Below are 26821 nucleotides of genomic sequence, written 5' to 3' on the forward strand. Positions count from 1 at the left end.
CCGAAGGCTCAGCGGCCGTAGCTGATCTTCGCCAGGCCGAGGATCTCCTCGCGGTCGGCCGGCAGGATGAAGCCGCCCTTGATCGCGGCGTCCAGCGAGGCTTCGAACTTCTTCAGGTAGTCGGCCTCGCCGCCCGGGTAGAGGCGCTGCAGCGTGGCGGCGTCATAGGGCTCGCCGACGCCGGCCAGGAAGCCCAGCACGCCGCCGGAGTTGCCGACCCCGGAGACCCGCGCTGTCGGGACGTCGACCCAGGGCGTGCGCACGCCGCCCTTGGCGATGCCGTTGGCGTCGGTCACGAAGCTGGCGGGCGGCCCGGCGGCGACCTCGATCGGCTTAGCGTGGGCCGGCGGCTTGCCGGTCTGGACCCAGTGGTCGAGGCCGACGAGGCCGGCCTTCAGCACATAGTGGTGCGGCTGGCCGGGGTTCATCGGCTTGTCGAGCGAACCGCCAGGCGCGTCCTTGATCGGCGCGTAGGCCGCCGCCAGCGTGGCCAGCGGCGTCTTGCCGGAGTCGATGTAGCCGGCCTTGAAGAAGTAGTTGTCGGCGTGGGCCGCGCCGGTGATCTCCCAGGTGCGCAGGCGTTCGTTGTCGGGCTGGCGTGCGGCCAGGAAGCCGGGCAGGCGGGTGCTGAGCAGGTCGGTTTCGGTGACCACCGTCATTGTCGGGACCCGCAGGTCGGGCCGCAGCTTCACCGCCTTGGGCAGGCTGTCGCCGGCGACCATCATCGAGCGGCCGTCGATCGCTGCGCCGGGACCGAAGCGCGAGTTGATCATGAAGCCGTCGTAGACCTTTGCCAGCGAATCGACCGCGTTGACGTAGGTCGTCAGGAAGACCGCGGACTGGGACTCGCCGACGGCGATCAGCCGCTTCGGCGCCAGCGCCCCGAGCGGGCCGTCGACCCGGCGCAGCTGCGCGCCGGCCTGCGAGAAGATGTCGTAGGCGTAGGCGTCGCCGGGATGGCTGAGCTTGGCGTAGCGCGCTGGATCGGTGGTCTTCAGCGGCTGGCCGATGCTCTGGCTCGGGCCGCCCTCAATGCCGACCTTCTGCGCCGAGACCCCGACATAGGCGTAGCCGTTGCGGACCAGCTCGCGGTGCATGACGTTCCAATCCGGCGCGCCGTCGGCGCCGGCGCTGACGTTCAGCCACTCGACCACGACCGTGCCGTTGAACTTCGCCGGATCGGTCGGGCGGATGACCACCAGCCGGGTGGCGTAGGGGGCGGACGCGTCGGGCCCGGCGTCCCAGCGCCCGTCGGCCGTGGGCGGCCCGGCCAGCTTGTAGGCGTTCGCGGTTCCCGAGAGGAACACCTCCTCGACGGTGTAGCCGAGCTGGCCGATGTCATAGGCGCCGAGGAACAGCGCCGGCTTGCCCGGCACCGCGACAGCGGTGGTGGGTGGGGTGGCGGCCATCGCCGTCGAGGCGAACAACGCAGCGGCCAGGCCCAGCAGCCCGGCCCGCGCCGACGTCCCGAAATTGCCCGGTGATCTCGACATCTGCGGTTTCTCCTCCCGTGCGCCTTGGCGGCGCTTGGGGCGAAGCTTGGCTGTTTCCGCAAGGTCGGTCCAGCGAGCTGATTCGCTGGCTGTAAATCCCCCCGTAACTTCTCATTCACCATATTTCGCAACCCGACCTTCACCATGCGCGTGAGAAGTCGGAGTCTTGATTCCGCGAGGGTGGTGATGGCGTTTTCGTCCGAGACGATCATCCAAGGCGATAGCCTGGAAGAGCTGAAGAAACTGCCGGACCGTTCGGTCGACCTGGTGTTCGCCGATCCTCCCTACAACCTGCAGCTCGGCGGCGAGCTGCTGCGGCCGGACAACTCCAAGGTCGACGCGGTCGACGACGACTGGGACCGGTTCGAGAGCTTCGAGACCTACGACACCTTCACCAAGGCCTGGCTGAAGGAATGCCGCCGGGTGCTGAAGGACGACGGCGCGCTGTGGGTGATCGGCAGCTACCACAACATCTTCCGCGTCGGCGCGACGCTGCAGGACCTGGGCTTCTGGATCCTGAACGACATCATCTGGCGCAAGTCGAACCCGATGCCGAACTTCAAGGGCACGCGGTTCACCAACGCGCACGAGACCCTGATCTGGGCGACCAAGAGCCGGGGCGGCAAGCGCTACACCTTCAACTATGACGCCATGAAGATGGCGAACGACGAGCTGCAGATGCGCTCGGACTGGACGCTGCCGCTGTGCACCGGCGAGGAGCGGCTGAAGGACGAGACCGGGGCCAAGGCGCACCCGACCCAGAAGCCCGAGGCGCTGCTGCACCGGCTGATCATGGCCTCGACCAAGCCGGGCGACGTGATCCTCGACCCCTTCTTCGGCACCGGCACCACCGGCGCCGCGGCCAAGCGGCTGGGCCGCCGGTTCATCGGCATCGAGCGGGAAGAGGCCTACGTGAAGCTCGCCCGCGAGCGGATCGCCCGGATCGTCCAGGCGGCGCCGGAAGAAGTGATGGTCACCGGCTCCAAGAAGTCCGAGCCGCGGATCCCGTTCGGCCAGATCGTCGAGGCGGGCCTGCTGCGCGCCGGCGACATCCTCTACGATCCGAAGGGCGGCCACGCCGCGCGCGTCCGCGCCGACGGCAGCCTGGCGGTCGGCGAGCACACCGGCTCGATCCATAAGGTCGGCGCCCTGGTGCAGTCGGCGCCGGCCTGCAACGGCTGGACATACTGGCACTTCAAGTCGGACAAGGGCCTGGCGCCGATCGACGTGCTGCGGGCCAAGGTGCGCAGCCAGATCACGATCTGATCCAGCTTCGACTTAAGGGGCGAGCCATGGCCGACAAAGACGAACGCGCCGCCCGCGGCGCCGAGACGTTCGAGACGGTCATGAGCCGGCCGATCCATCCGGCCAGCTCGCCCTTCACCGAGGCGGCGCAGAACTTCGTCTTCGCCGAGGTCTGGTCGCGTCCCGGCCTCGACCTGCGCTCGCGGCGCTGGATCACCCTGGCCTGCGTCTGCGCCGCGCGCGCGCCGATGGCGATCAAGACCTACATGCAGGCCGCGCTCGACAGCGGCGACATCACCGCCGAGGAGCTGCGCGAGTTCGTCCTGCAGTTCGGCGTCTTCCAGGGCTTCCCGAAGGCGGCGGAAGTCGAGCTGATCCTCAGCGAAATCCTGCGCGAGCGGGCCTCCAAATAGGCTGTCATCCCGGAAGCCGCGCAGCGGCTGTCCGGGACCCAAGCACACGGCGAGGGGCCACGAGCCGCCGCCGCGGCCAGCCTTCATCTTCGGTGCTCATGGATCCCGGATATGCGCTGCGCGCATTCCGGGATGACAGTTTGGCCTAGAGCAGGTTCGACAATCCCGCCCGCGCCGCCTTGAGGAAGACACTCGGCAGGGCGTCGAGGTCGCGGCGCGGAGACCAGATCACCCCGTCGGCTTCACCCTCCGCCCGCAGCAGCTGCAGGGTCAGCGAGAAGTGGGTGAAGACGTGCTCGACCTCGCCGACGCCGCGCCAGGGCGCGAGCGCCGGCGCCGCGGCCAGCGCCTCGGCCTCGCTCCAGCGCGCGGCCCGCCAGTCGGAGGTCGGCAAGGCCAGCATTCCGCCCAGCAGCCCCTTCGGCGGCCGGCGCACCAGCGCCACTTCGGGGCCCCGCGTCAGCACATAGGCGACGCCGAAGCGGTGGGGCCGGGCGGCCTTGGCCAGCTTGCGCGGATAGGTCTCGGGCGCGCCGCCGACGCGCGCGGCGCAGGGGCCGGCGATCGGGCAGCGGTCGCACAGCGGCGCCTTCGGCCGGCAGACCGTCGCGCCGAGGTCCATCAGCGCCTGGGCCCAGTCGCCGGGCCGCTCGTCGGCGACTAGGCCGGCGGCCAGCGTCTTTAACTGGGGCTTGGCGTCCGGCAGCGGAGCTTCCAGCGCGAACAGCCGGGCCATCACCCGCTCGACGTTGCCGTCGACCACGTTGGTCGGCCGGTCGAAGGCGATCGCCGCCACCGCCGCGGCGGTGTAGGGGCCGAGCCCGGGCAGGCCGCGCAGGCCGTCCTCCGTGTCCGGAAAGATCCCGCCGTGGTCACGCGCCACCGCGCGGGCGCAGGCCAGGAGGTTGCGGGCGCGGGCGTAGTAGCCGAGCCCCGCCCAGGCGGCCATCACCTCGGCGTCGGCTTCCGCCGCCAGGTGCGAGACCGTCGGCCAGCGGGCGGTGAACTTCAGGAAGTAGGGCGTGGCGTGCGGCACGGTGGTCTGCTGCAGCATCACCTCCGACAGCCACACCCGGTAGGGATCGGCGCGGACGCCGGCGGCGCGGGCCTGCGGCCGCACCCGCCAGGGCAGGTCGCGGGCGCCTTCGTCATACCAGGCGAGCAGGGCGGCGCGGAGTTCGGCGGGCGTCACGTGCTGTCGCTAGCACTGTCGCTGCGCCGCCGCAAAAGCCTCCGTGCGCGCGCTACGCCGCCTTGGGACCGTAGCGCATGTCGATCCCCTTGATGTGGGAGCTCAGCCAGAACTTCAGGAAGTGGAAGAACTCGTCGGTCGGACGACCGCTGGCGGCCTTGATGGCCTGAGCGTGCTGGCCGAACTGCTCGAGCAGTCGCTTGTGCAGTTGCTTGTGGCGCTCCAGCTCCGGATAGCCGATGCGCGCCATATAGGCCTCTTCGTCGGCGAAGTGGCTGATGCAGACCGCGCCCAGCCGGGCCACCAGGTCGTTGACCGCCTGGCCGCTTTTTCCTTCGGCGCGGGCGTCGTGGATCTGGTTCATCGCGTCCAGGATCTTCTGGTGCTCCTGATTCATCGCGGCGACCCCAATGTCCAGGCTCGCGTCCCAAAGCATGATCGGCATGTCGGCGTTTCCTAAAGCTACCGCCGGCCAGCTTGGCCCAGCCTGGGCGGCGGGGCTTATGACGCCGATCAAATGGCGAACGGCGTTTTTCGCGGCGGACCGGGGCTGGAGCCAGGCAGGCCGCGTCACCTGGCGTCTCGCCTCTCGGCCGAGCGCCCGCTACATTGCCGCCATGCGCCGGCCCCTCCCCACGCGTGAAGAAGCCTTGGCGATCCTCGCCGCCAAGCGCACGCGGCCGCAGCGCCGGCCGCCGCCGCCGGCCGGCCGCGCGCTGAACAAGACGCTGCGGGAGCTCGACACCCGCTTCGGTCAGGGACCGGGCGCGCTCGCCGCCCGCTGGCGCGAGATCGTCGGTCCTGAGGTCGCCCGCCGCACCGAACCGGTGAAGCTGGTGAAGGGCCGCAACGGCGCGCCGTCGTCGCTGGAGATCCGGGTCGCCGGTCCGGCGGCGGCGATCATCCAGCACCAGGCGCAAGACATCCTGGCGCGGGTGAACCTGTTCCTCGGCGCCGAGGCGGTGCAGAAGTTGCGCATCGTCCAGGGCCCGCTGCGGCCGAGCGTCGAGCCGTCCGCCGTCAAGCCGCGCAAGCGCGCCGCGCCGCTCGACGCGGCCCAGGAGGCGCAGCTGGTCAAGGGCCTCGCCGAGGCGCCCGACGGGCCGCTGAAGGACGCGCTCCTCAGGCTCGGCCGGGGCGTGCTCCGCCGCCAAAGCTGAGCTTGGATTCGATTCCCCGGGAATCGGGCTCTATTACTTCCTTCCTAATTCAAGGGATCCGCCGATGCTGAGCCGCCGTCTCCTCCTCGTCGCCGCCGCCGTCGCGGGGCTCAGCATCGCGGGCTGCAACAAGGGCGGAGCCACCGGCCCAGGCGCGGGCGACATGACCCTGGGCAAGGCCGACGCCCCGGTGAAGGTCGTCGAGTACGCCTCGGCGAGCTGCAGCCACTGCGCCAAGTTCAACAACGAGGTCTTCCCGACCTTCAAGGCGCAGTACATCGACACCGGCAAGGTGCACTACACCCTGAAGGAGTTCCTGACGCCGCCGGAAGAGGTCGCCGCGGCCGGCTTCCTGGTGGCGCGCTGCGCCGGCCCGGACAAGTACTTCACCGTGCTGGACTCGATCTTCAAGAACCAGAACGAGATGTTCCAGACCGGCGACTTCCGCGGCGTGCTGCTGCGCATCGCCCAGTCGGCCGGCATGACCGAGGCGCAGTTCAACAAGTGCGTCTCCGACCCCGAGGCGCTGAAGGCGCTGAACGCGCGGGTGCAGCGGGCGGGCGACGACAAGGTGACCGGCACGCCGACCTTCTTCGTCAACGGCAAGAAGATCGCCGAGGGCGAGGTGACGCTGGCCCAGCTCAGCGAAGCCGTCGCCGCGGCGTCGAAGAAGTAAGAATGATGCCGAGCCGCCGCCTCGCCCTGATCTCGGCCCTGGCCGCCGCGGTGGCGGCGGCTGCGCCCGCGCTGGCCGCGCCGGCGAAGCTGCCCGCGCAACCTGGCGACATGAGCCTGGGCTCGCCCAAGGCCAAGATCCAGGTCGTCGAGTACGCCTCGATGAGCTGCTCGCACTGCGCGAGCTTCCACACCGAGGTCTTCCCGGCGTTCAAGGCCAAGTACGTCGACACCGGCAAGGTGCGTTTCACCTTGCGCGAGATGCTGACCCCGCCGGCCGAGGTCGCCGCCGCCGGCTTCCTGATGGCGCGCTGTGCCGGGCCGTCGAAGTACTTCAAGGTCGTCGGCGAGGTGTTCGAGAGCCAGGCGCGCTGGAACGACGGCGATCTCAAGCCGATCTTCGTCGACATCGCCAAGGCCAACGGTTTGAGCGAGGCGCAGTTTGACGCCTGCCTGACCGACCAGGCTTCGCTCGAGGCGCTCAACGGCCGGGTCAAGGCGGCGCTCGATTCCGGGGTCAACTCGACGCCGACCCTGTTCGTCAACGGCGTGAAGTTCGAGGGCGAGATGAGCCTGCAACAGCTGGACGCCGCCATCGCCGCGGCCGGCAAGTAGGACGCGGCCAGCAAACGTGGAGACCGGCTTTGCGGCTGGAGCGCGTGCAGATCTTCGCTCTTAGAGCCGGATGTGGCCGGGCGATTTCGCCTGACCGCATCCTGCTCTAGGCCGGAGCCGCGCCGTGCACTTCCAGCGGCTGCGCCTTTCGGGCTTCAAGTCTTTCGTCGAGCCGACCGAGTTCCGCATCGAGCCCGGCCTGACCGGCATCGTCGGGCCGAACGGCTGCGGCAAGTCGAACCTGCTGGAAGCGCTGCGCTGGGTGATGGGCGCCAACTCCGCCAAGGCGCTGCGCGCCGGCGGCATGGACGACGTGATCTTCGCCGGCTCCGGCGGCCGGGCCTCGCGCAACCACGCCGAGGTCCAGCTCACCATCGACAATTCCGACCGCCGCGCGCCGCCGGCGTTCAACGACCATCCGGTGCTGGAGGTGGTGCGCCGGATCGACCGCGGGGCCGGCTCGACCTACCGGATCAACGGCCGCGAGGTGCGGGCGAAGGACGTGCAGCTGCTGTTCGCCGACGCCTCGACCGGCTCGAACTCGCCGGCGTTGGTGCGCCAGGGTCAGATCTCCGAACTGATCGGCGCCAAGCCGCAGAACCGCCGGATGATCCTGGAAGAGGCGGCCGGCGTCTCCGGCCTGCACTCGCGCCGGCACGAGGCGGAGCTGCGCCTGAAGGCCGCCGAGGCCAACCTCGCGCGCCTGGACGACGTCTCCCGCGAGCTGGAGACGGCCCTCAACCGGCTGAAGCGCGAGGCGCGCCAGGCGGAACGCTACAAGAAGCTGTCGGCGGAGATCCGCGCGCTGCAGGGGGCGGTGCTCTACGCCCGCTGGAACGAGGCGCGCGAGACCTCCCAGCGGCTGACCTCGGACATGCACGCCGCGGTCCGGGCGGTCGAGGACACCGCGCGCGCCGCCGGCCAGGCGACCCAGCGGGCCGCCGACGCCGAAGCGGCGCTGCGGCCATTGCGCGAGGCCGAGACGGTCTCCGCCGCTATCCTGCACAAGCTGGCGATCGACAAGGATCGGCTCGACCGCGAGGCCGAGGCCTTCGCCGCCGAGATCGCCTGGCGGTCGGACGAGATCGCCCGCATCGATGCGGACCGCGCACGCGAAGCACATATCGTCGAGGACGCCGACGCGGCGCTGAAGCGGCTGCTCGCGGATCTCGGCGCGCTGCAGGCGGCGATCGCCGCGGCGCCCGAACGCACGCCGGAGCTGGAGGCCGCGGCCAAGGCGGCTGAAGCCGCCCGCGCCGCCGCCGACGCCGAGGTCGAGCGGCTCGCCGCTCAGGTCGCCGCCGACGAGGCCCAGCGCCGCGCCGCCGTCCAGCGGGTGCAGGAGGCGGAAGCCCGGGTGGTCCGCAGCCAGCGCGCGCTCGACCAGGCCCGCCGCGAACGCGAGGCGATCGGCGTGGTCGCCAGCCCTCAGGCGGCCCAGGCGCAATCGGATCTGCAGACCGCCGAGGCCGCGCTGGCCGCCGCCCGCGCCGCGCTGGAGACCGCCGAAGAGACCCGCGCCAAGGCGATCGAGGCCGAGGCCGTCGCGCGCGACGCGGCGCGCAAGCTCGACGAACAGCTCGGCCGGCTGACCGCCGAGGCCCGCGCGCTGGCCAGCGTCGCCAGCCAGGCGCGTCGCGGCGGCTTCGCAACGGCGCTGGATTCCGTCCGCCCGGACCGCGGCTACGAGGCGGCGCTGGCCGCGGCGCTCGGCGACGACCTGGACGCGGCGCTGGACGCCAACGCCCCGGCCTACTGGGGCGGGCGCGAGGCTGGGCCGCCGACTTGGCCGGACGGTGCTGCGCCGCTCGGCTCGCTGGTCAAGGCGCCCGCGGCGCTGGCCGCGCGGCTGGCGTTCACCGCCCTGGTCGCGCGCGCCGACGGCGAGCGGCTGCAAAGCCAGATCGCGCCCGGCTGCCGGCTGGTGTCGCGCGAGGGCGACCTCTGGCGCTGGGACGGCTTCACCGCGCGCGCCGAGGCGCCCAAGCCCGCCGCGGTGCGGATGGAGCAGAAGACCCGGCTCGCCGAGCTCGAGGCCGAGATCGAGGCGCTCGAGCCGCGCGCCAAGGCCGCCCGCGAGACCCTGGGCCAGGCCGCCCAGGCCCAGCGCGCCGCCGAGGAGGCGCTGAAGGCCGCCCGCCGCGAGCCGCCGAGCTGGGAACAGAAGGCCGCCGCCGCCCGCCAGGCGCTCGCCCGGTTCGAGCAGGAGGCCGCGCGCAAGGAGGCCCAGGCCGCCTCGCTCGACGAACTGATCGGCCGGTTCGGGGCGGAGGTCGCCGAACACCAGGCGGCGTTCGACGCGGCGCGCGCCGACGCCGGCGACGGCGCCCCGGCCTCCGACCTGCCGCGCCAGCTGGCCGCGGCGCGCGCCGCGCAGGCCCCCGCCCGCGAGGCCGCCAACGCCGCGCGCAGCGCGCTCGAGCAGGAGGTCCGTGAGCGCGCCGGCCGCGCCCGTCGGCTGGAGAGCCTGACCAAGGATCGCGACGACTGGACCCGCAGGGCTCAGGCCGCGGCGAAGCGGCTGGAGGGCCTGGTCGAGGCGCGGGACAAGGCAGAGGCCGGCCTGCGCGCGGCCAAGGAGGCGCCGGGAACGCTGGAGACCCGCCGCGCCGCCCTGCTCGACGAGCTGGTTGCGGCCGAGGCGCGGCGCGCCAAGTCGTCGGACGCGTTGGCCGCCGGCGACCGCGAGCGCAGCGAGGCCGACCGGGCGCTGCGCGCCGCCGACGCCGCCGCCGCCGAGGCGCGCGAGGTGCGGGCGAGCCTGGCCGCCCACGCCGAGGCCGCGCAGCAGCGGCTGGTCGAGATCACCACCCAGATCCGCGAGACCGCCCGGGTCGAGCCGATGGAGCTGGCCCGGCAACTGGCCGACGAGGCGGTGGCCATCCCGACCGACGCCGGCGGCATGGAGTCCCACCTCTACAATCTGGAGCGCCAGCGCGAGGGGATCGGCGCGGTCAACCTGCGCGCCGAGGAGGAGGCCGCCGAGCACGCCGCGCGGCTGCAGACCATGCACACCGAGCGCTCGGACCTGACCGGCGCGATCGCCCGGCTGCGCCAGGGGATCGACGAGCTGAACGGCGAGGGCCGCGAGCGCCTGCTGGCCGCCTTCGACGTGATCAACGGGCACTTCAAGACCCTGTTCGCCACCCTGTTCGAGGGCGGCCAGGCGGAGCTGCGGCTGGTGGAGTCGGACGATCCGCTGGAGGCGGGGCTGGAGATCTACGCCTGCCCGCCGGGCAAGCGGCTGGCGACCATGAGCCTGATGAGCGGCGGCGAGCAGGCGCTGACCGCCGCCGCGCTGATCTTCGGCGTGTTCCTGGCGCAGCCGGCGCCGATCTGCGTGCTCGACGAGGTCGACGCGCCGCTCGACGACGCCAACGTCGACCGCTTCTGCAACATGCTCGACGAGATGACCAAGCGGACCAAGACCCGCTTCATCGCCATCACCCACAACCCGGTGACCATGGCCCGGATGGACCGGCTGTTCGGCGTCACCATGGGCGAGCGCGGCGTCTCGCAGCTGGTCTCGGTCGACCTGCACCAGGCCGAGGCGATCGCCGCGCAGTAGGGACAGGCGAGCAGGTCCTCCCCCCAGGGGGAGGTGGCGCGGAGCGCCGGAGGGGGTTGCAGCCCACGGCGACAGCGGCCTTCAACCCCCTCACCGCCTTCGGCGGAGCTCCCCCTGCGGGGGAGCATCTTTAAGCTTTGCAGTTTCACAACCGTTGGTAATCAGAGGCCATGACGAGCGAAACGCGCGCGAGCTCCCCCGGCCTGCTGTTCTATGTGGCGATGGCGGCGATCCCGGTCGGGATCTTCCTCTATTTCTTCCACTGGCAGATCCTGATCCCGACCAACACGCGCTGGCTGCTGCAGGGCGACTGGGGCGCCAATGCGATCGGTTGGAACGCGCTGCGCCATGACGCCTGGCGCTGGCCGCTCGGGGCCACGGAGCTGCTGGCCTGGCCGAACGGCGTGATGGTGACCTTCACCGACTCCAATCCGCTGGTCTCGCTGCTGCTCAAGCCGTTCGCCGCGGTCCTGCCGACGCCGTTCCAGTTCGTCGGGCCGTGGCTGTTCAGCTGCCTCCTGCTGCAGTTCTTCGTCGGCTACGCCCTGCTGCGCCACGCGACGGAGGATCGCTGGCTGCGGGTGCTGGGGGCCACGCTGCTGACGCTGGCGCCGACGCTGATCAACCGGATGGGCCACGCCAACCTCTGCGCCCACTGGACGATCCTGGCGTCGCTGCACGTCTATCTCAACGTCCCGCGCGAGCGCCGGCGCGACCTGTGGTTCGCCGTGATCCTGCTGCTGTCGGCGCTGATCCACCCCTACTTCCTGCCGATGAACGCGGCGATCTGGGGCTCGGACGTGATGCGGCGGGCCTGGCCGATGCTGCGCCGCCTGTCCCTGGGCGGGCTCGCGGCGCTGGCCGCGCGGTCGGCGGCGGTCGCGGCGCTGCCGGTGGCGGCGCTGTGGGCGACCGGCGCGCTCGGCGGCTACAAGGGCGACGCTGGCGGCTTTGGCTACTACTCGATGGCGCTGGACGCGCTGATCAATCCGGGCACGCCCGGCTACTCGCGCTTCCTGCCGGTCGCGCCGCAGGGCGAGGGCCAGGTCTTCGAAGGCTTCCAGTACCTCGGCGCCGGCCTCTTGCTGGTGGTGGCGGTCGCGATCGTCGCCGCCCTGGTCTCGCCGACCGCCCGCCGGCGCTTGCGCACGATGAGCTGGCTGGCCTGGCTCGCGCCCGCGCTGTTCGTGCTCACCGGGCTGGCGTTGTCGGAGGACATTCAGCTGCACGCCCGCAACGTGGCCAGCAACGAGTACGACTGGATCCCCTTCCATCTGACCAGCACCTTCCGCGCCTCGGGGCGGCTGTTCTGGCCCTGCGCCTACGTGCTGATCCTGGTCGCGCTCGAGCTGGTGTTCACGCTGCGGCGGGTGGCGGCGCTCGGCGTCGGCCTGGCGGCCATCGTGTTGCAGTTCCTCGATCTGCCCGGCTTCACGACCGCCGCGCGCGCCCTCACCGCCGAGGCGGCGCAGCCCGAGACCTGGGTGCTCACCTCCAGCAAGAAGTGGGAGGCGCTGATCGCCAGCGCCGACGTCGTCGAATTCCAGCCGCCGGACCCGCACCTCGACGGCAAGCTGTTCTACGAGATCGCCTGGCGCGCCTCGTCGCTGAGCCGGCCTGTCAACGTCATGTACACCGCGCGGGAGAATCCGGCGCAGAAGGCGTTCGAGGAAGCCGCGCGGCGCCAGTTCCTGCGCGGGGAGCTCAATCCGCGGCATCTCTATATCCTTACCGACGGCTGCATCCCGGGGGGCGTCGATCCTGCCCGGATCAAGCTGGTGAACCGGGTCCTGGTGATCCCGCCGGCGAACGCCCGCTATCCGTTCGCCTTGCGCCCGGCGCCGGCCGCGTCCTTCCCGATCGGCCAGACTGTCGCCTTGGCGCCGGACACACCGCAGTTCCGCTGCATGCTCGCCCGCGACTGGAGCCGGCCGGAGGGGTGGGGCGTCTGGTCGGACGGCGCTGCGCCGGAACTGGTCTTCCGCCTGCCGGCCGCGCCCGAGCGCGACCTTCTGCTGACCGCCGTCGTCCAGCCGTTCCCGGAAGGCCAGGGCGTGTCGGTGATGGTGGGCGGCCAGCCGGTCGGGCGCTGGACCCTCGCCGGGCCGCCCGCCGAATATCAGGTGCGCATTCCGCGCGCGCTGGTTTCAGGGACCCAGCTGAATGTCGTGCTGAAGGTCGATCGGCCGCTGGCCCCCAGCGCGGTGGGTCCGTCGACGGACAGCCGTCAGCTCGGCGTCGGGCTGCAATCCGTGCGGCTGGATCTCGCGCCGTAGGGGCGCGGAAGCGGGCCGAGGGTCAGTCCGCCGCCGGCTGGCTGGTCCCGGCCGTCGGGGTCTGGCGATTCGCGTAGGCGTGGTCGGCCTTGCGCGCCAGCTGCAGCAGCAGGAAGCCGACGACGACCACCAGGCCGAAGAGGATCAGGCGGGCGGCGATCCGTTCGAGGCTCACGCGGTCACCTCCATGCAGAGCGTCCAGGCGACCATCAGGAAGCCGTTGAGGGTCGCGAAGGTGACCAAGGCGGCGCCGGCCGCCGCCGGGCGCGACGCGAGCAGCTTCGCGCCGGCGAGGAACAGCGGCAGCGCCACCAGGCAGTACCGCGCATAGGACGTCAGCCCGGAGGCCATCGGCGCCAGCGTCAGGAAGGCGGCGAGCGCGAACAGCGACCAGCGGCGCATCAAGGCGAGCGCGGCGACCAGGCTCAGCGACAGCCAGCAGGCGGCGAAACTGAACACCTGACTCGCGGTGAGATCGCCGGCGATCAGCGGGGTCAGTGGCCGGACGAATGGAATGCGCAGATCTCGGCCCCAGGCCTGCTGGGCGGTGACGAAGGCCAGCGGATCGCCGGTGCGGGCGTAGAGGAACAGGCAGAAGCCGGCGAGCGCGAGGACGGGCAGGGCCATGCCCACGCCGACGCGGAGGGTCTCGCTAACGAACGGTCGCCGGCTCTCCAGGCGCCCGGCGAGGACCTGGCGGCCGAGCCCCCACAGGCCCGGCGCGGCGGCGAAGGCGAACGGCAGCAGCAGGCCGACGCCGAGGTTGCGGGTGAGCACCGCCAGGGCTGCGAAGCCGCCGGCCGCCAGCCAGCGGCGGGCCCGCAGCAGCAGCAGGCAGCCCGACAGTCCCAGCAGGAACAGCGATTCCGTGTAGGCCGAAGAGAAGATGTAACTGCCGGGCGCCGCGCAGATCAGCGCCACGGTGAGGTCCGCCGTGCGGGGATCGAATTCGTCCTGGGCGAAGCGGTGGATCAGGAACAGGGCGGCGAGGAAGCTGAGGTTCGAGACCACCAGCATGGCGGTAAACACCGGCAGGCCGGTGAGCTGCGCCAGCGCCGCCGAGAGCAGCGGAAAAGCCGGGAAGAACGCCCAGTTCACCTGCCCGTCGAGCCCCGGCTCGGCGGCGTAGCCCGCGGTTGCGAGGGTGACGTACCAGCCGGTGTCCCACTGGCCCCACATCCGCAGCGCCGCGGAATCGGTGAGCTGCAGCGGGCTGACCTGGCTGGAGAACGGCTCGATGAAGATCTGCGTCATCAGCCCGACCGCGAACAGCGCCAGCCGGCTGGCGAGGAAGGCGTAGAGCACCGCCTTGTGACGGCTGAGAAACGCTCGCGGGCCGCCGCGCGCGGGCGTCGTGACCGCGGCCGATTCTTCGAGGGCGAGGCTCAACAGCAGGCTCTCCGCGCGGATCCGGAGCCGAGGATGCCTATTCCTCGCGGCGTCTCGCAAGGCCGCCACAAAGCCGCGAAGGCTTGTCCACAGCCGCTGTGACGCCGCAAGTCCGCCGTGATATTTCGAGATCGTAGCGTGGCGCGTGCGGCAGATCGTGCCGCGCGGCGAGAAGTTCAGATTTATCAGTCGGTTAGGCAATATCTGCCTAGCCTTGACGCACCGCACCGCCGTCTATAGGTTCCGCGCGACTTTGGAAGCCCCGCCGCGGCGGCGACGTCGTGGTCGCTTGGAAGATCTAGCGACGATGCCGCCCCCGGAAGAGACGCGCGAAGAGGCGATTCGACGCCTTCAACAACGGGCCGGCGCGCTTGAGGCGCGGACGACCCCGGAGGTGAGCGATTATGGCTCGCATGCGGCCGGCTACGGCTACCGCTTGCTGGGCGTACTCGTCGGCGGGGTGATGGTTGGGTTTGGATTCGGGTTCGCGATCGATTGGTTCGCGAATACGGGGCCTTGGGGTTTGATCATCGGGGTCCTGTTGGGCTTCGGCGTGTCGATCTGGATGGCCGTACGGTCAGCCCAGGCGATGAGCGCTGAAGCTGCGCAGGAGTGGGGTTCTCCGCAGGACCTCGGCCCCGACGACGACAAAGACGACGATTGACGGAGACCGAGGCGGCATGGCCGACCCGATGCATCAGTTTGAGGTCGCGAAAATCGCGGACCTCCCCGACATCACCCTGCCGGGGGTGGGCGTCATCGATATGGCGTTCACCAACTCGACGCTGGCGATGACGCTCGCTGCGGGCCTGATCATCGCCTTCATGGCGGTCGTCACGGCCAGCCCGAAGGTCGTGCCCGGTCGCCTGCAGGTGATCGGCGAAGGCGCGTTCAACTATATCGACAATCTGGCGGTGGGGATCATCGGCCACGAAGGCCGGAAGTTCTTCCCCTTCCTGTTCACGATCTTCCTGTTCATCCTGGTGATGAACATCCTGGGTCTGTTCCTGGTGTTCACCGCCACGTCGCAGCTGGCGGTCACCGCGACCCTCGGCGCGATCACCATCCTCCTGGTGCTGATCGTCGGCTTCGCCCGCAACGGCCTCGGCTTCTTCAAGCTGTTCGTGCCCTCGGGCGTGCCGTGGTACATGCTGGCGCTGGTCACCCCGATCGAGGTGATCTCCTTCCTGCTGCGTCCGGTCACTCTCGCGCTTCGTCTGTTCGGCAACATGCTCGGCGGCCACGTGGCGATGAAGGTGTTCGCCGGCTTCGTGGTCTCGCTGGGCGGTCTGGCCGCCAGCGGCGGCCTCGGCCTGCTCGGCATCCCCGGCGCGGCCCTGGCGCTCGGCGGCGTGGTGGCGCTCACCGCGCTCGAGTTCCTGGTGGCGTTTCTGCAAGCTTTCGTTTTCGCGGTTCTCGCCTGCGTCTATCTCAACGACGTGGTGAACCTCGGCCATCATCACTGACGGCCGAAACTTCAAGTCAACAACCTCCACTCTCATAACCAAACGGGACTAAAAACATGGATCCGGCTGCGGCTAAGTTCATCGGTGCGGGCCTCGCGACCCTCGGCATGCTCGGCGCCTCCATCGGCGTGGGCATGATCTTCTCGGGCTTCCTGCAAGGCGCGACCCGCAATCCGTCGGCCGCCGGCGGCCAGTTCACGAACCTGATCCTGGGCGCGGCTCTGACCGAAGCCCTGGGCATCCTGGCCTTCGTGCTCGGCCTGCTCATCCTCTTCAGCTAAATAGCGTTGCGCGAGCGCGGGAGCTTGCTCCCGCCTCGCCGTCTTAGGATCGACGAAGCCTGATGGCCGCCGAAACCAACACCGAGATGGACGTCGTCCCGCACGCCGACGGGCACGCGCCCGCCGCCGAGCACACGACGGCGACCACCGAAGCGCACGGAAGCGGCGGCCTGCCGCAGTTCCGGATGGAATACTGGGGCGGCCAGATCATCTGGCTGCTCGTGGTCTTCGCCGTCCTGTACGCCTTGCTGGCGAAGGTCTTCGTGCCTCGCCTGCGCCAAATCCAGGACACCCGCGCCCAGACCATCGCTGATGCGGTGGAGCAGGCGCGTCGGGTCCAGGCCGAGGCTGACGCTCAGGCCGCCGCCGCCAAGGCGGAGACCGAAGACGCCCGCGCCCAGGCGCGTCGCGTCGCGGCCGACGCCAGCGCCAAGGCGCAAGCCAATCTGGCCGCCAGCCAAGCCGCCGAGGACCAGCGCCTCCAGGCCGAACTGGAAAAGGCCGAGGAGCGGATCCGCATCATGCGCGATCAGGCGATGACCAACGTCGGCCAGATCGCGGCGGACACGGCTGAAGCCATTGTCGCCAAGCTCACCGGGGCCGCGCCTTCGCGGTCCGAGGTGGACGCCGCGCTCACCGCCCGCACGCCGGAAGGGGTGGCCTGATGCCCGCACTGCTCAATCCCGCGCACGCGGAATTCTGGGTCGCCGCCGGCCTGGTCATCTTCCTCGCCATCGTGGTCTTTGGGGCCAAGGCGCCGAAGAAGGTCGCCGCGGCGCTGGACGCTCAGTCGGCGGCCATTCAGGCCAATCTCGACGAAGCGGCTCGGATCCGTGAGGAAGCCCAGGCCCTGCTCGAGACGCTGAAGGCCGAACGCGCCGAAGCCGAACGTCACGCCAAGGAAATGCTCGCCCAGGCCCAGGCCCAGGTCGAGCGTCTGGAAGCGGACGCGAAGGCCAAGCTCGCCGAGAGCCTGGCGCGCCGCCAAGCGGTCGCCGAACGCAAGATCGCCACGGCCGAGATGCAGGCCGCGGCCGAGGTTAAGGCCGTGGCGGCCGAAATGGCCGCCCAGGCCGCCGAGACCATGCTCGCCCAGCGCCTCGCCGGCGCCAAGGCGGACCCGCTGGTCGACGCGGCGATCAGCCAGATCGCCTCCAAGCTGCAATAGTTCGCAGCGCCAAGCGTACGAAGAGGCCCCGGAGCACGCTCCGGGGCCTTTTTGCATTCCAGGACCGCAGGACATTGCGGCGCGCGCGCCCACTCCTAGCCTTGGCGAATGCACCTGGACCTGCAGGATGCGGATCGGCCCGAGGCCCTGCAGACGGAAGTCTGCATCATCGGCGCGGGCGCCGCCGGGATCACCGCCGCGCGACGACTGCTGGAGCTCGGCCACGGCATCGTGCTGCTGGAAAGCGGCGGCCTGGATTACGAGCCCGCGACCGCCGGACTGAACGCCGGGGCGAACATCGGCGAGCCCTACTACGACCTTGAGGACGCGCGCCTGCGGTTCTTTGGCGGCACCACCGCCATCTGGGGCGGCCGCGTCGTCGAACTCGATCCGATCGACCTGGAGACGCGCGCCTGGGTGCCGCATTCCGGCTGGCCGATCGGCTGGAGCGACCTTTCCCCTTACTACGGTCCGGCCCGGCGGCTGTTCGACCTGCCGGAGCAGCCGCCGGACCTGGCCGGCCTACGCGGCGCCGGCGTGCGGCCGCCGGAGTTCGCCGACGCGCGGCTGCAACTCAGCCTGTGGACCTTCGACCGCCGGTTCAACCGCTTCGTCTTCGACGCCTGCCAGGACCTGGTGGAGCACCCCCGCGCCACGGTCGTCACCCACGCGACGGCGACCGAGCTGGAGCTCAGCGCCGACGGGCGGCGGGTGGTGCGGGTCGCCGCAAAATCCCTGACCGGCGCAGCCTTGAAGGTGGACGCGCAGGCCGTCGTCCTGGCGACCGGCGGCGTCGAGAACCCGCGCCTGCTGCTGGCCTCGCGGTCGGTCGCGCCGCAGGGGCTCGGCAACGCCCACGATCAGGTCGGCCGCTACTTCATGGAGCATCCGCATACCCGCGGCGGCCGCATTCTTCACGGCGCAGCCTGGCGGCTGCTCGACGCGTTCGGCCGAACCCACCTGGTCGACGGCCAGGAGATCGGCGCGCTGATCCGGCCCTCCGACGCGCTGCAGGCTGAGCGCGGCATTCTCAACTCCTCGCTGACGCTGAGGCTGCGCCCGCCGGCCGGCCAGGAGGCCTTCTGGGGTCTGCGGGCCTATATGCGCATCAAGCACAGCATCGGTCCGAACCGTCGCGGCCGGACGTTCCGGCGGGCGACGAAGAAGGCCGCCAAATGGGTCAAGCGGCGGACCGATCCGCTCCGGCCGTGGCTCATGCACCGGCTGGGCCAGCGTGATCTGTGCCTCTCCATCCGCGCCGAACAGGCGCCGAACCCTCTAAGCCGCGTCCGACTGACCGACCAGACCGACCCCTTGGGGCTGCCGCGCGTGGCGCTCGACTGGCGGACCAGCCAGCTCGACGTCGACAGCGTCCGTACCCTGATCGAAGTGGTCGGCGCCGAGTTCGCCCGCCTGGGGCTCGGTCGCGTCGAGGCGGCCGACTGGCTGAGCGAGGTGGAGGCGACCTGGCGCGCCGACACGGTCAGCGCCCACCCGTTCGGCGGCTATCACCACATGGGCACGACGCGCATGTCTGCGAGCCCCCGCGACGGCGTGACCGACGCCCAGGGCCGGGTGCACGGCGTGCCGAACCTCTACGTGGCCGGCAGCTCGCTGTTCCCGACCTCGGGCTGGGCCAACCCGACGCTGACGATCGTCGCCCTGGCGCTGCGCAGCGCCGATCACCTGTCCGCGACGCTGCGGCGCGAGCTGGCCGCCTGAGCCGTCAGAAGGCGGTGCGCAGGCCGAGCACGAAGGTCCGGCCAGGCAGGGGCGCGGCGCGGCTGATGAAGGAGGCGTGGTTCAGCGCCAGCTTGTCGAGCAGGTTGGTCCCGCGCAGGTAGACCTCCAGGTCGCGGTCGCCGGTCAGCAGGTCGTAGCCGACCGTGGCGTTGACCATGTCGTAGCCGGGCGTCTTGTCCTCGAAGGCGGCGACCTTCCCCTGTTCGAACACGTGGTAGTACTCGAGCTCGCCGTTCAGCCGGCTCCAATCGCCGTTGACGCGCGCGCCCAGCCGGCCGGCGGGGATCCGCGGCAGGTCGCCGGCGCCGTCGGTCAGCCTGGCCCGCACATAGTCGCCGAACAGCGTGGCGCTGACCTCCGGCGAGACCTCGTGGCTCAGCTCGCCGTCGAGGCCGGTGAAGCGGGCGTCCTGCTGGGCGTAGCGGATCAGCCGGAACTCCTCGAACTGATCCAGCGTCTCGGCGAAGATGTAGTCGTTGATGCGATTGTGGAAGACGCCGAGCGTGAAGGTGGTCGCGCCGGAGGTCTTGCGGAAGGTCAGGTCCAGAGTGCTGGCGGTTTCGACCTTCAGGCCCGGATCGCCGATTTCGAAGGTGTTGGTCGCCAGGTGCACGCCGTCGGCGTACAGCTCCTGCGCGGTCGGGGCGCGCTGCGAGCGCGAGGCCGACAGCGCCAGCGAATAGCCGCCACTGAAATTCCAGCGGGCCGAGGCCGACAGCGAGAACGGATCGTGGTCGGTCCCGACGACGTCGGCGCCGTCGATCTTCTGCCAGTCCTTGCGCGCGGCGACCTCGAAGTGCCAGGCCCCGCGCTGCAGCTCCTCGAAGATGAAGATCCCGGTGGCGCGGGTGTCGGTGGACGGCAGGAAGGCCTCTTCGCCGAGCGCGCTGAAGTCGCTCTTGGCGGTCTGCACGCCCATCGCGCCGCGCCAGCCCAGCAGCGGCTTGTGCTCCAGCTCTACGCGGGCGTCGTGGCCCTTGTTGAGAAAGGTGGTGGCGACGACGTTCTCGTCCATCTCGTCGTGGCGGTAGTCGGTGAAGCCGGCGCGCAGCCGCACGCGCTCGACGCCGGCGAACGGCTCGCGGTACTCACCGCGGATGTCCCAGCGCTCGCTGTCGAGCTTCACGAAGGGCACGTCCTCGCCGCCGGCGTCGTGATCATGATCGTGGTCGTCGTCGTCCGCATGGTCGCCGCAATGCAGCACCGTCCCGTGCGGATGGCAGGCCTCGAACTCATGGCTGTGGCCCGGCAGGCCGTATTCGCTCTGCTGGTGGGTGAAGGCCGCCCCGAGGTAGCCGCGCGGGGCGATCCAGGAGCCGCCGACCGACACCGTCGAGGTGTCGTTGTAGGTCCCCGGCACCCGCGCCTTGGCCTTGTAGTCGCCGCTCGAGCGGCCCACCGCTTCGAAGTGCAGCGCCAGCCCCTGGCCGGTCGCGTTCGCGCCGCCGACCGTGAGGCCGAAGACCCCGGCGCGTTCGTCGGCGTTGGTCCCGGCGCGCAGCTCGGCGACGCCCTCGACGCCGCGCTGGGGCGCCTCGGTCGGGATCTTGCTGTCGATGATGTTGACCGCGCCGGAGATCGCGCCGCCGCCGTAGAGCAGGGCGCTCGGCCCGCGCAGCACCTCGATCTCCTTGACCAGCAACGGCTCGGTGGTCACCGCGTGGTCGGGCGAGACCGCCGAGGCGTCCATCAGCTCCGAGCTGTCGGAGAGCACCTTCACCCGCGGCGCGGTCTGGCCGCGGATCACCGGACGGCTCGCGCCGCCGCCGAAGGTGTCGGAGTTCACGCCGGGGATGCCCTGCAAGGTCTCGCCCAGCGTCGCCTGGCGGCGATGCACCAGCGCCTCGCCCTTCATCTGGGCGACCGGGGTCGCCACCTCGGCCAAGGTGTGGCCCAGGGGCGTCGCCTGCACCACCACCTCGGCGACCTCGGTCGGCGGCGCGGGCTGCGCCAGTGCGGCGCCGGCCAGCGTGCTGAGGCTGGTGGCGAGGAAAAGCAGGCTGCGCAGCGTCATGGCGTCCCCCTGAGGCTTATGGCTCAGGTGTTATGTTATAACATATTGGGACGCAAGGGCCTGTTGCGCGCGTCGCGCCAGAAGGGTGGATCGGGGCGAGCCCGTCGGCGGCGTGCCTAGCGGGCGGCCATCCGCGCCCGCAGCTTGCGCTTCAGCTTCTGGCGGGTCTTGACCGAGAAGCGCGCTCGGCGCGGCAGCACGATGCGCTCGACGCGCAGGTACTGCTGCCAGAACACCAGCACCACCTCGGGCTCGCGGCGCAGCAGCCGGCGGATCGGGAACACCATCTTCGGCTGGGCGCGCTGCAGGCGGACGAACTGACGCCGCGCGGCGAAGGAGTTGCGCAGCACGATCATCAGGCCGATCACCGTCAGCGGCAGGCCGAGCGGGCCGGGCAGCGGGGCGATGATGAAGCCGGCCAGGATCAGCAGGCCGCCAAGCCCGAGCAGAAGCCAGCGCGCCAGCCGTGTCACGACCTCGCGAGCGAGTTCGTCGGACGCACGAACAAAACGCAAAGACGGCGGAGCGAGAGACACGGGCGACAACCTATTGCGCGGCCCCGAGCGGGAGAGCGTGGCGAGCCGCGTGTCTCAGATATGTGAGGCTGGTATGGCGGCGTAAAGGCAACGTTCGGTTAATTCTTGGGGCGCCGCTGCTATTCGTCGGCTTATGGCGGCGGCGCCACACCGTGCGGCTAGGCCGCCACTTCCGGGGGATCGGCGCGCCGCAGCTTGCGCTTCACCCCGCGCCGCGCCTTGACCGCAAACCGCGCCTTGCGCGGCAGCACCAGGCGCTCCAGCCGCAGGTATTGCTGCCACAGCACGAGCACGATCTCCGGCTTGCGGCGCATCAGCCGGCGCACCGGGAACACCAGCTTCGGATAGCGCCGCTGCAGGCGCAGGAAGCGGCGCTTGGCGGCGAAGGAGTTGCGCAGCACGATCATCAGGCCGACGACCAGCAGCGGCAGGCCGACGTGGCCGGGCAGGGGCGCGAGGATCAGCCCGACCAGCAGCACCAGCCCGCCCAGCGTCAGCAGCAGCAGCCGGCCGAGCCGGGTCAGCAGCGTGCGGGCGCAGCCGCCAGCGGCTGCGCTCTCGCGCAAGGAAGGCAGGGCGATGGACACGGACATGCGACTCGAGACGGCGCGGCCGAACGAGGGGAGGTTCGGAGGAGCCGCGCTGTCCATCATATGTGAACGGGCAGGCGCGGCGTAAAGGTGACCTTCTGTCCGGCCGGTCGCGACGGCTGTGCTATTCCGCGGCCAATGGCGCCGGCGCCACAGCCGGCTCCGGCCGCCAGGTCAGCCGCGGCTTGCGGGCCGCCAGCGTCTCGTCCAGCCGCCGCAGCGGGGCGAGCCGCGGCGCGGCCTTGAAGCGCTCGACGTCGCCGGCCTTGGCCGCCGCCGCCAGCGCCCGCAGCGCCTCGCAGAAGCGGTCCAGCTCGCGCTTGGACTCGGTCTCGGTCGGCTCGATCAGCATCGCCCCGTGGACCACCAGCGGGAAGTACATGGTCATCGGGTGGAAGCCCTCGTCGATCATCGCCTTGGCGAAGTCGAGGGTGGTCACCCCGGTGCCTTCCAGCCAGGCGTCGTCGAACAGCGCCTCGTGCATGCACGGGCCTTCGGGGAAGGCCGGGCTCATGACGTCGGAGAGCCGGGCCTTGACGTAGTTGGCGTTGAGCACCGCGTCGTCGGCGACCTGGCGCAGGCCGTCGGCGCCGTGGCTGCGCATGTAGGCGTAGGCCCGCACGTACATGCCCATCTGGCCGTGGAAGGCGCTGAGCCGGCCGAAGGCCTGGGCGGCCTCGCCGATCGCCTCCTCGGTCAGAACCAGGTTGTCGGCGCCATGGGTCACCCAGGGGGCGGGCGCGAACGGCGCCAAGGCGGCCGACAGCACCACCGGTCCGGCGCCCGGCCCGCCGCCGCCGTGCGGCGTCGAGAAGGTCTTGTGCAGGTTGATGTGCATGGCGTCGACGCCCAGGTCGCCCGGCTTCACCCGGCCGACGATGGCGTTGAAGTTCGCGCCGTCGCAGTAGAAGTAGGCCCCGGCCGCGTGGGTCAGGCGGGCGATCTCGATGATGTCGCGCTCGAACAGGCCGCAGGTGTTCGGGTTGGTCACCATGATGCAGGCGACGTCCGTTCCCAGCTTGGCGGCGAGGTCGGCGAGGTCGACGCGGCCGTCCTCGGTCTGGGCGATCTCCTGCACCGAGTAGCCGACGAAGGCGGCGGTCGCCGGATTGGTGCCGTGCGCCGAGGTCGGCACCAGCACCCGGCGGCGTTCGCCGTGGCCGGCGGCTTCGTGCGCCGCCTTGATCGCCAGCAGGCCGCAGAGCTCGCCGTGCGCGCCGGCCTTCGGCGTCAGCGCCACCGCCGGCATGCCGGTCAGGGTCTTCAGCCAGTGAGCCAGCCGGTCCATCAGCTGGAGGGCGCCCTGCGTCGTCGACGCCGGCTGCAGCGGGTGCAGGTCGGCGAAGCCGGCCAGCCGGGCCATCTTCTCGTTGAGCCGCGGGTTGTGCTTCATGGTGCACGAGCCGAGCGGATAGAGCGCCAGGTCGATGGCGTGGTTCTTCTGCGAGAGACGCACGTAGTGGCGCACCGCCTCGGGTTCCGACAGGCCCGGCAGGCCGATCGGCTCGGCTCGCACCAGGTCGCCCAGGTCGGCGGCGTCGAAATCGACCGGCGGCAGGTCGACGCCGGTCTTCTCCCAGCCGCCCAGCTCGAAGATCAGCGGCTCGTCCTGCAGCAGGCCGCGCGCGCCGGTCAGCGAGGCGGGGGCGTCGCTCGCGGCGGCGCTGGCGGTGTCCGGCCGGGTCGGGCGGCCCACGGTGTTCATGCTCATCGGCCGAGGTTCCGTTGCAGGGCGCGCGTCAGCGCGGCGATGTCGTCGGAGGTGGTGGTTTCGGTGGCGGCCAGCAGCAGGACGTCGTCCAGGCTGGCGTGGGGATCCAGGCGCGAGTAGGGCACGCCGGCGACGACGCCGTCGGCCAGCGCCGCCTCGACCAGGGCCGCGGCGTCGCCGGGCACGCGGATCGCCAGTTCGTTGAAGAACCGGGCGGTGAGGATCTCGACGCCGGGCAGGGTGGCCAGCGCCGCCTTCAGCTCGCGGGCGCGGCAGTGGTTGATCTCGGCCAGCTGGCGCAGGCCGGTCTGGCCGAGCAGCGACAGGTGGATCGAGAAGGCCAGCGCGCACAGGCCGGAGTTGGTGCAGATGTTCGAGGTCGCCTTCTCACGGCGGATATGCTGCTCGCGGGTCGACAGCGTCAGCACGAAGCCGCGGCGGCCCTCGGCGTCGAGGGTCTCGCCGCACAGCCGGCCGGGCATCTGCCGCACCAGCTTCTCGCGCGCGGCGAACAGGCCGACGTAGGGGCCGCCGAAGTTCAGGGCGTTGCCGATCGACTGGCCCTCGGCGACGGCGATGTCGGCGCCCATCGCGCCGGGCGACTTCAGCAGGCCGAAGGACACCGCCTCGGTGGTCACCACGATCAGCAGCGCGCCGGCGGCGTGGGCCGCCTCGGCGATCTTGGTCACGTCGGTGGCCACGCCGAACACGTTCGGGGTCTGCACCACGACGCAGGCGGTCTCGGCGTCGATCGCGTCGATCACCGCCGCTTCGGCGTCGATCGCCGCCTTCAGCCGGACGATTTCCATGCCCTCGGCGTGGGCGATGGTCTGGGTGGTGGCGGCGTAGTGCGGATGCAGGCCGCCGGAGAGGATCGCCTTCTCGCGGCGGGTGACCCGCTGGGCCATCATCACCGCCTCGGCGCAGGCCGTGGAGCCGTCGTACATCGACGCGTTCGCCACTTCGAGCCCCGTGAGGGCGGCGACTTGCGTTTGAAACTCAAAAAGAACCTGCAGCGTGCCCTGGGCGATCTCCGGCTGATAGGGCGTGTAGCTGGTGAGGAACTCCGAGCGCTGGATGATGTGGTCGACGCTCGCCGGCACATGGTGCCGGTAGGCCCCCGCGCCGCAGAAGGACGGTCCCGCCCCGGCCGGCCGGTTCAGCGCCGCCAGGCCCGCCAGCTCGCGCTCGACCTCCAGCTCGCCGGCGTGCAGCGGCAGGTCGAACAGGTCCTTCGGCCGGGCGGCCGCCGGCACGTCACAGAACAGGGCGTCGACGTCGGGCGCGCCGATGACGCTCAGCATCTCGGCGCGGTCGTCGGGGGTCAGGGGCAGGTAGCGCATGCGGGCAAGGTCTCTTCGGCGCGGCCGGTTTAGAGGGTCTGCAGATAGGCTTCGTAGGCGGCGCGATCCATCAGCGCCTCGACTTCGGCCGGGTTGGCGACCTTGACCTTGGCGAACCAGCCGGCGGCTTCTGGCGCGGCGTTGACGGTCTCGGGGGCGGCGGACAGCTCGCCGTTGGCCTCGACCACCTCGCCCGACACCGGGGCGTAGACGTCGGAGGCGGCCTTGACGCTCTCCACCACGGCGAAGCCGTCACCGGCCTTCACCTGGCGGCCGACCTCGGGGACTTCGACGAAGACGACGTCGCCCAGCTGCTCGGCGGCGTAGGCGCTGACGCCGACGGTGGCGATATCGCCGTTCAGCTCGACCCACTCGTGGTCCTTGGTGAAGCGCATGCGGATCTCTCTCTCTTCGTGACTAAAGCGGGTTGAGGTTAGGCTGATCCTCTAACCCGCTCGTCCCGGCGAAGGCCGGGACCCAGGTGAAACCCACGAGCCGCTCAAGCTGAATCTGGATCCCGGCCTTCGCCGGGATGAGCGGGATCTGGGGGGAAACGACTCCGTTTGAACCTATCCTGCTCTAGTGTCCCGATTCCGAAGTTCGCATGCGTCTTGTGGCGGGCTCTGGCGAACTTCGGAATCGATCAGGACACTAGCAAATATATGTTTCTAGTGTGCTTTTCGGATCTGAAGTTCGCTCGGCGCGCGACCGATGTGCGGGCGAACTTCAGATCCAGCACACTAGAGCTTGCGGACGTAGCGGTGCGTGACGAACGGGGTCTTGGCGACCTCGCAGGCCTGCGGCTTGCCGCGGACGATGACCTTCAGCCGGGTTCCCGGCTCGGAGAACAGCGGCGGCACGAAGCCCAGCGCGATGCCCTGCCGCAGGCTGGGCGAGAAGCCGCCGGAGGTGACGCGGCCGATCACGGCGCCGTCCTCGTCGGCGATCTCGGCGCCTTCGCGCGCCGGCGCCCCTTCCAGCACCTTCAGGCCGACGCGCACCCGCGCCGGGCCGGCGTCCAGCTCGCGGCCGATCCGCGCCGCGCCGGGGAAGTCGCCGGCCTCGCGCCGGCGCCTGGCGAGGGCGAAGCCGAGGTCGCCCTCGATCGGCGAGACGGTCTCGTCCAGGTCGTGGCCGTAGAGCGGCAGGCCGGCCTCCAGTCGCAGCGAGTCGCGCGCGCCCAGGCCGATCGGCTTGACCCGCGGGTCGGCGAGCAGGGTGTTCCAGACGGTGGTCGCGGCGTGGGCCGGGATGGAGATCTCGTAGCCGTCCTCGCCGGTGTAGCCGGAGCGCGAGACGATCAGCTCGACGCCGAAGCCCGGCAGCGTGCGGGCCTCCATGAAGGTCATCAGCGCGGCCTCGGGCACGTGCTGCTTGAGCACGGCGGCGGCCTCCGGCCCCTGCAGGGCGATCAGCGCGCGGTCTTCCAGCCGCTCGACCTCGGCGGTCCCGGCCAGCGCCGCGCTGATCAGCTGGTAGTCATTGTCCTTGCAGGCGCCGTTGACGACGACGAACAGGCCGTCGTCGTCCGGCCGCGCGGCCATCAGGTCGTCGACGATCCCGCCGTCGGCGTTGAGCAGCAGCGAGTAGCGCTGCTTGCCGGGCTTCAGGCCGGCGAAGTCGCCGGGCGTCAGGGTCTCGAAGGCGGCCAGCGGGTCGGCCCCGCGCAGCCGGGCCTGGCCCATGTGGCTGACGTCGAACAGGCCGGCGTGCTCGCGGGTCCAGAGGTGCTCCTTGAGCACCCCTTCGGGGTACTGCACCGGCATCTGGTAGCCGGCGAACTCGACCATGCGCGCGCCCAGCGCCACATGCGCCTCGCTCAGCGGCGTGGTCTTCAGGACCTTGCCGGACGGGTGTTCAGGCGACTGGTCGGACATGGGCGGACTCCGGCTGATGACCAGCGAACGGCCGGAACCCGCGTCCCGGCGTTTCGCGCCCCCGCT

At 70.9% G+C, this 26821-nt stretch carries 25 protein-coding genes; 13 read left to right on the plus strand and 12 right to left on the minus strand.

Annotation, left to right across the window (positions count from 1 at the left end):
- Positions 1-8: 8 nt before the first annotated feature.
- On the minus strand, positions 9-1493 hold the full coding sequence (locus tag ACSQ14_RS03310) for an alpha/beta hydrolase domain-containing protein (RefSeq protein WP_436009696.1): 1485 nt from the start codon (positions 1491-1493) through the stop codon (positions 9-11).
- A gap of 186 nt (positions 1494-1679) precedes the next feature.
- On the opposite strand from ACSQ14_RS03310, the gene ACSQ14_RS03315 reads away from it, so the two are divergent.
- Positions 1680-2759, plus strand: coding sequence for a site-specific DNA-methyltransferase (locus tag ACSQ14_RS03315; protein WP_436009698.1), 1080 nt, complete (start codon positions 1680-1682; stop codon positions 2757-2759).
- A 26-nt stretch (positions 2760-2785) separates the two neighbouring features.
- Positions 2786-3151 carry a carboxymuconolactone decarboxylase family protein gene (locus ACSQ14_RS03320; RefSeq protein ID WP_436009700.1) on the plus strand — a complete coding sequence of 122 codons (366 nt, stop codon included), beginning with the start codon at positions 2786-2788 and terminating at the stop codon, positions 3149-3151.
- Between the two features lie 145 nt (positions 3152-3296).
- On the opposite strand, the gene ACSQ14_RS03325 is transcribed toward ACSQ14_RS03320, so the two are convergent.
- Complete coding sequence (locus ACSQ14_RS03325) at positions 3297-4343, minus strand: A/G-specific adenine glycosylase (RefSeq protein ID WP_436009702.1); 1047 nt, start codon at positions 4341-4343, stop codon at positions 3297-3299.
- 52 nt (positions 4344-4395) lie between these two features.
- Positions 4396-4788: a bacteriohemerythrin gene (locus ACSQ14_RS03330; RefSeq protein WP_436009704.1), complete on the minus strand. Its 393-nt coding sequence runs from the start codon at positions 4786-4788 to the stop codon at positions 4396-4398.
- A 172-nt stretch (positions 4789-4960) separates the two neighbouring features.
- Between ACSQ14_RS03330 and ACSQ14_RS03335 the strand changes: the two genes are divergently transcribed.
- The 5 genes from ACSQ14_RS03335 to ACSQ14_RS03355 all read left to right on the plus strand — a co-directional run bounded on the left by ACSQ14_RS03335 (position 4961) and on the right by ACSQ14_RS03355 (position 12637).
- A complete protein-coding gene (locus ACSQ14_RS03335; protein ID WP_436009706.1) occupies positions 4961-5503 on the plus strand; it encodes a DUF721 domain-containing protein in 543 nt (180 codons plus the stop codon).
- A 64-nt stretch (positions 5504-5567) separates the two neighbouring features.
- Complete coding sequence (locus ACSQ14_RS03340; protein ID WP_436009708.1) at positions 5568-6179, plus strand: DsbA family protein; 612 nt, start codon at positions 5568-5570, stop codon at positions 6177-6179.
- Positions 6180-6184: 5 nt separating this feature from the next.
- Positions 6185-6793, plus strand: a complete 609-nt coding sequence (locus tag ACSQ14_RS03345; RefSeq protein ID WP_436009710.1) for a DsbA family protein — start codon at positions 6185-6187, stop codon at positions 6791-6793.
- 124 nt (positions 6794-6917) lie between these two features.
- A complete protein-coding gene (locus ACSQ14_RS03350) occupies positions 6918-10361 on the plus strand; it encodes a chromosome segregation SMC family protein (protein ID WP_436009712.1) in 3444 nt (1147 codons plus the stop codon).
- A gap of 170 nt (positions 10362-10531) precedes the next feature.
- Entirely contained in the window at positions 10532-12637 is a 2106-nt protein-coding gene (locus ACSQ14_RS03355; RefSeq protein ID WP_436009714.1) for a DUF6311 domain-containing protein, read from the plus strand.
- Positions 12638-12659: 22 nt separating this feature from the next.
- Here the strand turns inward: ACSQ14_RS03355 and ACSQ14_RS03360 are convergent, their stop codons facing one another.
- Both ACSQ14_RS03360 and ACSQ14_RS03365 read right to left on the minus strand, forming a co-directional pair.
- Positions 12660-12812: a hypothetical protein gene (locus tag ACSQ14_RS03360; RefSeq protein ID WP_436009716.1), complete on the minus strand. Its 153-nt coding sequence runs from the start codon at positions 12810-12812 to the stop codon at positions 12660-12662.
- Positions 12809-14026: a mannosyltransferase family protein gene (locus ACSQ14_RS03365; RefSeq protein ID WP_436009718.1), complete on the minus strand. Its 1218-nt coding sequence runs from the start codon at positions 14024-14026 to the stop codon at positions 12809-12811. The genes ACSQ14_RS03360 and ACSQ14_RS03365 overlap by 4 nt, the downstream gene beginning before the upstream one ends.
- A 145-nt stretch (positions 14027-14171) precedes the next feature.
- Between ACSQ14_RS03365 and ACSQ14_RS03370 the strand changes: the two genes are divergently transcribed.
- From ACSQ14_RS03370 to ACSQ14_RS03395, 6 genes are all read left to right on the plus strand, one after another.
- Entirely contained in the window at positions 14172-14690 is a 519-nt protein-coding gene (locus ACSQ14_RS03370; protein WP_436009720.1) for an AtpZ/AtpI family protein, read from the plus strand.
- Positions 14691-14706: 16 nt separating this feature from the next.
- A complete protein-coding gene (locus tag ACSQ14_RS03375) occupies positions 14707-15492 on the plus strand; it encodes a F0F1 ATP synthase subunit A (protein ID WP_436009722.1) in 786 nt (261 codons plus the stop codon).
- A gap of 56 nt (positions 15493-15548) precedes the next feature.
- Positions 15549-15773 carry a F0F1 ATP synthase subunit C gene (locus ACSQ14_RS03380; RefSeq protein ID WP_436009724.1) on the plus strand — a complete coding sequence of 75 codons (225 nt, stop codon included), beginning with the start codon at positions 15549-15551 and terminating at the stop codon, positions 15771-15773.
- 62 nt (positions 15774-15835) lie between these two features.
- A complete protein-coding gene (locus ACSQ14_RS03385; RefSeq protein WP_436009726.1) occupies positions 15836-16438 on the plus strand; it encodes a F0F1 ATP synthase subunit B family protein in 603 nt (200 codons plus the stop codon).
- Positions 16438-16941: a F0F1 ATP synthase subunit B gene (locus ACSQ14_RS03390; protein ID WP_436009728.1), complete on the plus strand. Its 504-nt coding sequence runs from the start codon at positions 16438-16440 to the stop codon at positions 16939-16941. Before ACSQ14_RS03385 ends, ACSQ14_RS03390 begins: the two co-directional genes overlap by 1 nt.
- 108 nt (positions 16942-17049) lie before the next feature.
- On the plus strand, positions 17050-18663 hold the full coding sequence (locus ACSQ14_RS03395; RefSeq protein WP_436009730.1) for an FAD-dependent oxidoreductase: 1614 nt from the start codon (positions 17050-17052) through the stop codon (positions 18661-18663).
- A gap of 4 nt (positions 18664-18667) precedes the next feature.
- On the opposite strand, the gene ACSQ14_RS03400 is transcribed toward ACSQ14_RS03395, so the two are convergent.
- The 7 genes from ACSQ14_RS03400 to gcvT form a co-directional block, all read right to left on the minus strand.
- Entirely contained in the window at positions 18668-20698 is a 2031-nt protein-coding gene (locus ACSQ14_RS03400; RefSeq protein WP_436009732.1) for a TonB-dependent receptor domain-containing protein, read from the minus strand.
- A gap of 116 nt (positions 20699-20814) precedes the next feature.
- A complete protein-coding gene (locus ACSQ14_RS03405; protein ID WP_436009734.1) occupies positions 20815-21243 on the minus strand; it encodes a hypothetical protein in 429 nt (142 codons plus the stop codon).
- 149 nt (positions 21244-21392) lie between these two features.
- Positions 21393-21827, minus strand: coding sequence for a hypothetical protein (locus ACSQ14_RS03410; RefSeq protein WP_436009736.1), 435 nt, complete (start codon positions 21825-21827; stop codon positions 21393-21395).
- A gap of 121 nt (positions 21828-21948) precedes the next feature.
- Positions 21949-23535 (minus strand): aminomethyl-transferring glycine dehydrogenase subunit GcvPB, encoded by a 1587-nt coding sequence (gcvPB, locus tag ACSQ14_RS03415; protein ID WP_436009738.1) that lies wholly within the window; start codon positions 23533-23535, stop codon positions 21949-21951.
- Entirely contained in the window at positions 23532-24878 is a 1347-nt protein-coding gene (gcvPA, locus tag ACSQ14_RS03420) for an aminomethyl-transferring glycine dehydrogenase subunit GcvPA (RefSeq protein ID WP_436009740.1), read from the minus strand. The genes gcvPB and gcvPA overlap by 4 nt, the downstream gene beginning before the upstream one ends.
- Before the next feature lie 29 nt (positions 24879-24907).
- Entirely contained in the window at positions 24908-25273 is a 366-nt protein-coding gene (gene gcvH, locus ACSQ14_RS03425) for a glycine cleavage system protein GcvH (protein WP_436009742.1), read from the minus strand.
- Between the two features lie 345 nt (positions 25274-25618).
- Complete coding sequence (gene gcvT / locus ACSQ14_RS03430) at positions 25619-26755, minus strand: glycine cleavage system aminomethyltransferase GcvT (RefSeq protein ID WP_436009744.1); 1137 nt, start codon at positions 26753-26755, stop codon at positions 25619-25621.
- Between the last annotated feature and the right edge of the window lie 66 nt (positions 26756-26821).

Source organism: Phenylobacterium sp. LjRoot219 (assembly GCF_964252995.1).
GTDB lineage: Bacteria > Pseudomonadota > Alphaproteobacteria > Caulobacterales > Caulobacteraceae > Phenylobacterium.

Coding starts and splice junctions, on each gene's coding strand:
- ACSQ14_RS03355 (WP_436009714.1), top strand. CDS start 10,532: ATGACGAGCGAAACGCGCGCGAGCTCCCCCGGCCTGCTGTTCTATGTG.
- ACSQ14_RS03315 (WP_436009698.1), top strand. CDS start 1,680: ATGGCGTTTTCGTCCGAGACGATCATCCAAGGCGATAGCCTGGAAGAG.
- gcvPA (WP_436009740.1), bottom strand. CDS start 24,878: ATGCGCTACCTGCCCCTGACCCCCGACGACCGCGCCGAGATGCTGAGC.
- ACSQ14_RS03320 (WP_436009700.1), top strand. CDS start 2,786: ATGGCCGACAAAGACGAACGCGCCGCCCGCGGCGCCGAGACGTTCGAG.
- ACSQ14_RS03395 (WP_436009730.1), top strand. CDS start 17,050: ATGCACCTGGACCTGCAGGATGCGGATCGGCCCGAGGCCCTGCAGACG.
- gcvPB (WP_436009738.1), bottom strand. CDS start 23,535: ATGAGCATGAACACCGTGGGCCGCCCGACCCGGCCGGACACCGCCAGC.
- ACSQ14_RS03330 (WP_436009704.1), bottom strand. CDS start 4,788: ATGCCGATCATGCTTTGGGACGCGAGCCTGGACATTGGGGTCGCCGCG.
- ACSQ14_RS03345 (WP_436009710.1), top strand. CDS start 6,185: ATGCCGAGCCGCCGCCTCGCCCTGATCTCGGCCCTGGCCGCCGCGGTG.
- ACSQ14_RS03335 (WP_436009706.1), top strand. CDS start 4,961: ATGCGCCGGCCCCTCCCCACGCGTGAAGAAGCCTTGGCGATCCTCGCC.
- ACSQ14_RS03390 (WP_436009728.1), top strand. CDS start 16,438: ATGCCCGCACTGCTCAATCCCGCGCACGCGGAATTCTGGGTCGCCGCC.
- gcvT (WP_436009744.1), bottom strand. CDS start 26,755: ATGTCCGACCAGTCGCCTGAACACCCGTCCGGCAAGGTCCTGAAGACC.
- ACSQ14_RS03400 (WP_436009732.1), bottom strand. CDS start 20,698: ATGACGCTGCGCAGCCTGCTTTTCCTCGCCACCAGCCTCAGCACGCTG.
- ACSQ14_RS03375 (WP_436009722.1), top strand. CDS start 14,707: ATGGCCGACCCGATGCATCAGTTTGAGGTCGCGAAAATCGCGGACCTC.
- ACSQ14_RS03380 (WP_436009724.1), top strand. CDS start 15,549: ATGGATCCGGCTGCGGCTAAGTTCATCGGTGCGGGCCTCGCGACCCTC.
- ACSQ14_RS03385 (WP_436009726.1), top strand. CDS start 15,836: ATGGCCGCCGAAACCAACACCGAGATGGACGTCGTCCCGCACGCCGAC.
- ACSQ14_RS03310 (WP_436009696.1), bottom strand. CDS start 1,493: ATGTCGAGATCACCGGGCAATTTCGGGACGTCGGCGCGGGCCGGGCTG.
- gcvH (WP_436009742.1), bottom strand. CDS start 25,273: ATGCGCTTCACCAAGGACCACGAGTGGGTCGAGCTGAACGGCGATATC.
- ACSQ14_RS03410 (WP_436009736.1), bottom strand. CDS start 21,827: ATGTCCGTGTCCATCGCCCTGCCTTCCTTGCGCGAGAGCGCAGCCGCT.
- ACSQ14_RS03340 (WP_436009708.1), top strand. CDS start 5,568: ATGCTGAGCCGCCGTCTCCTCCTCGTCGCCGCCGCCGTCGCGGGGCTC.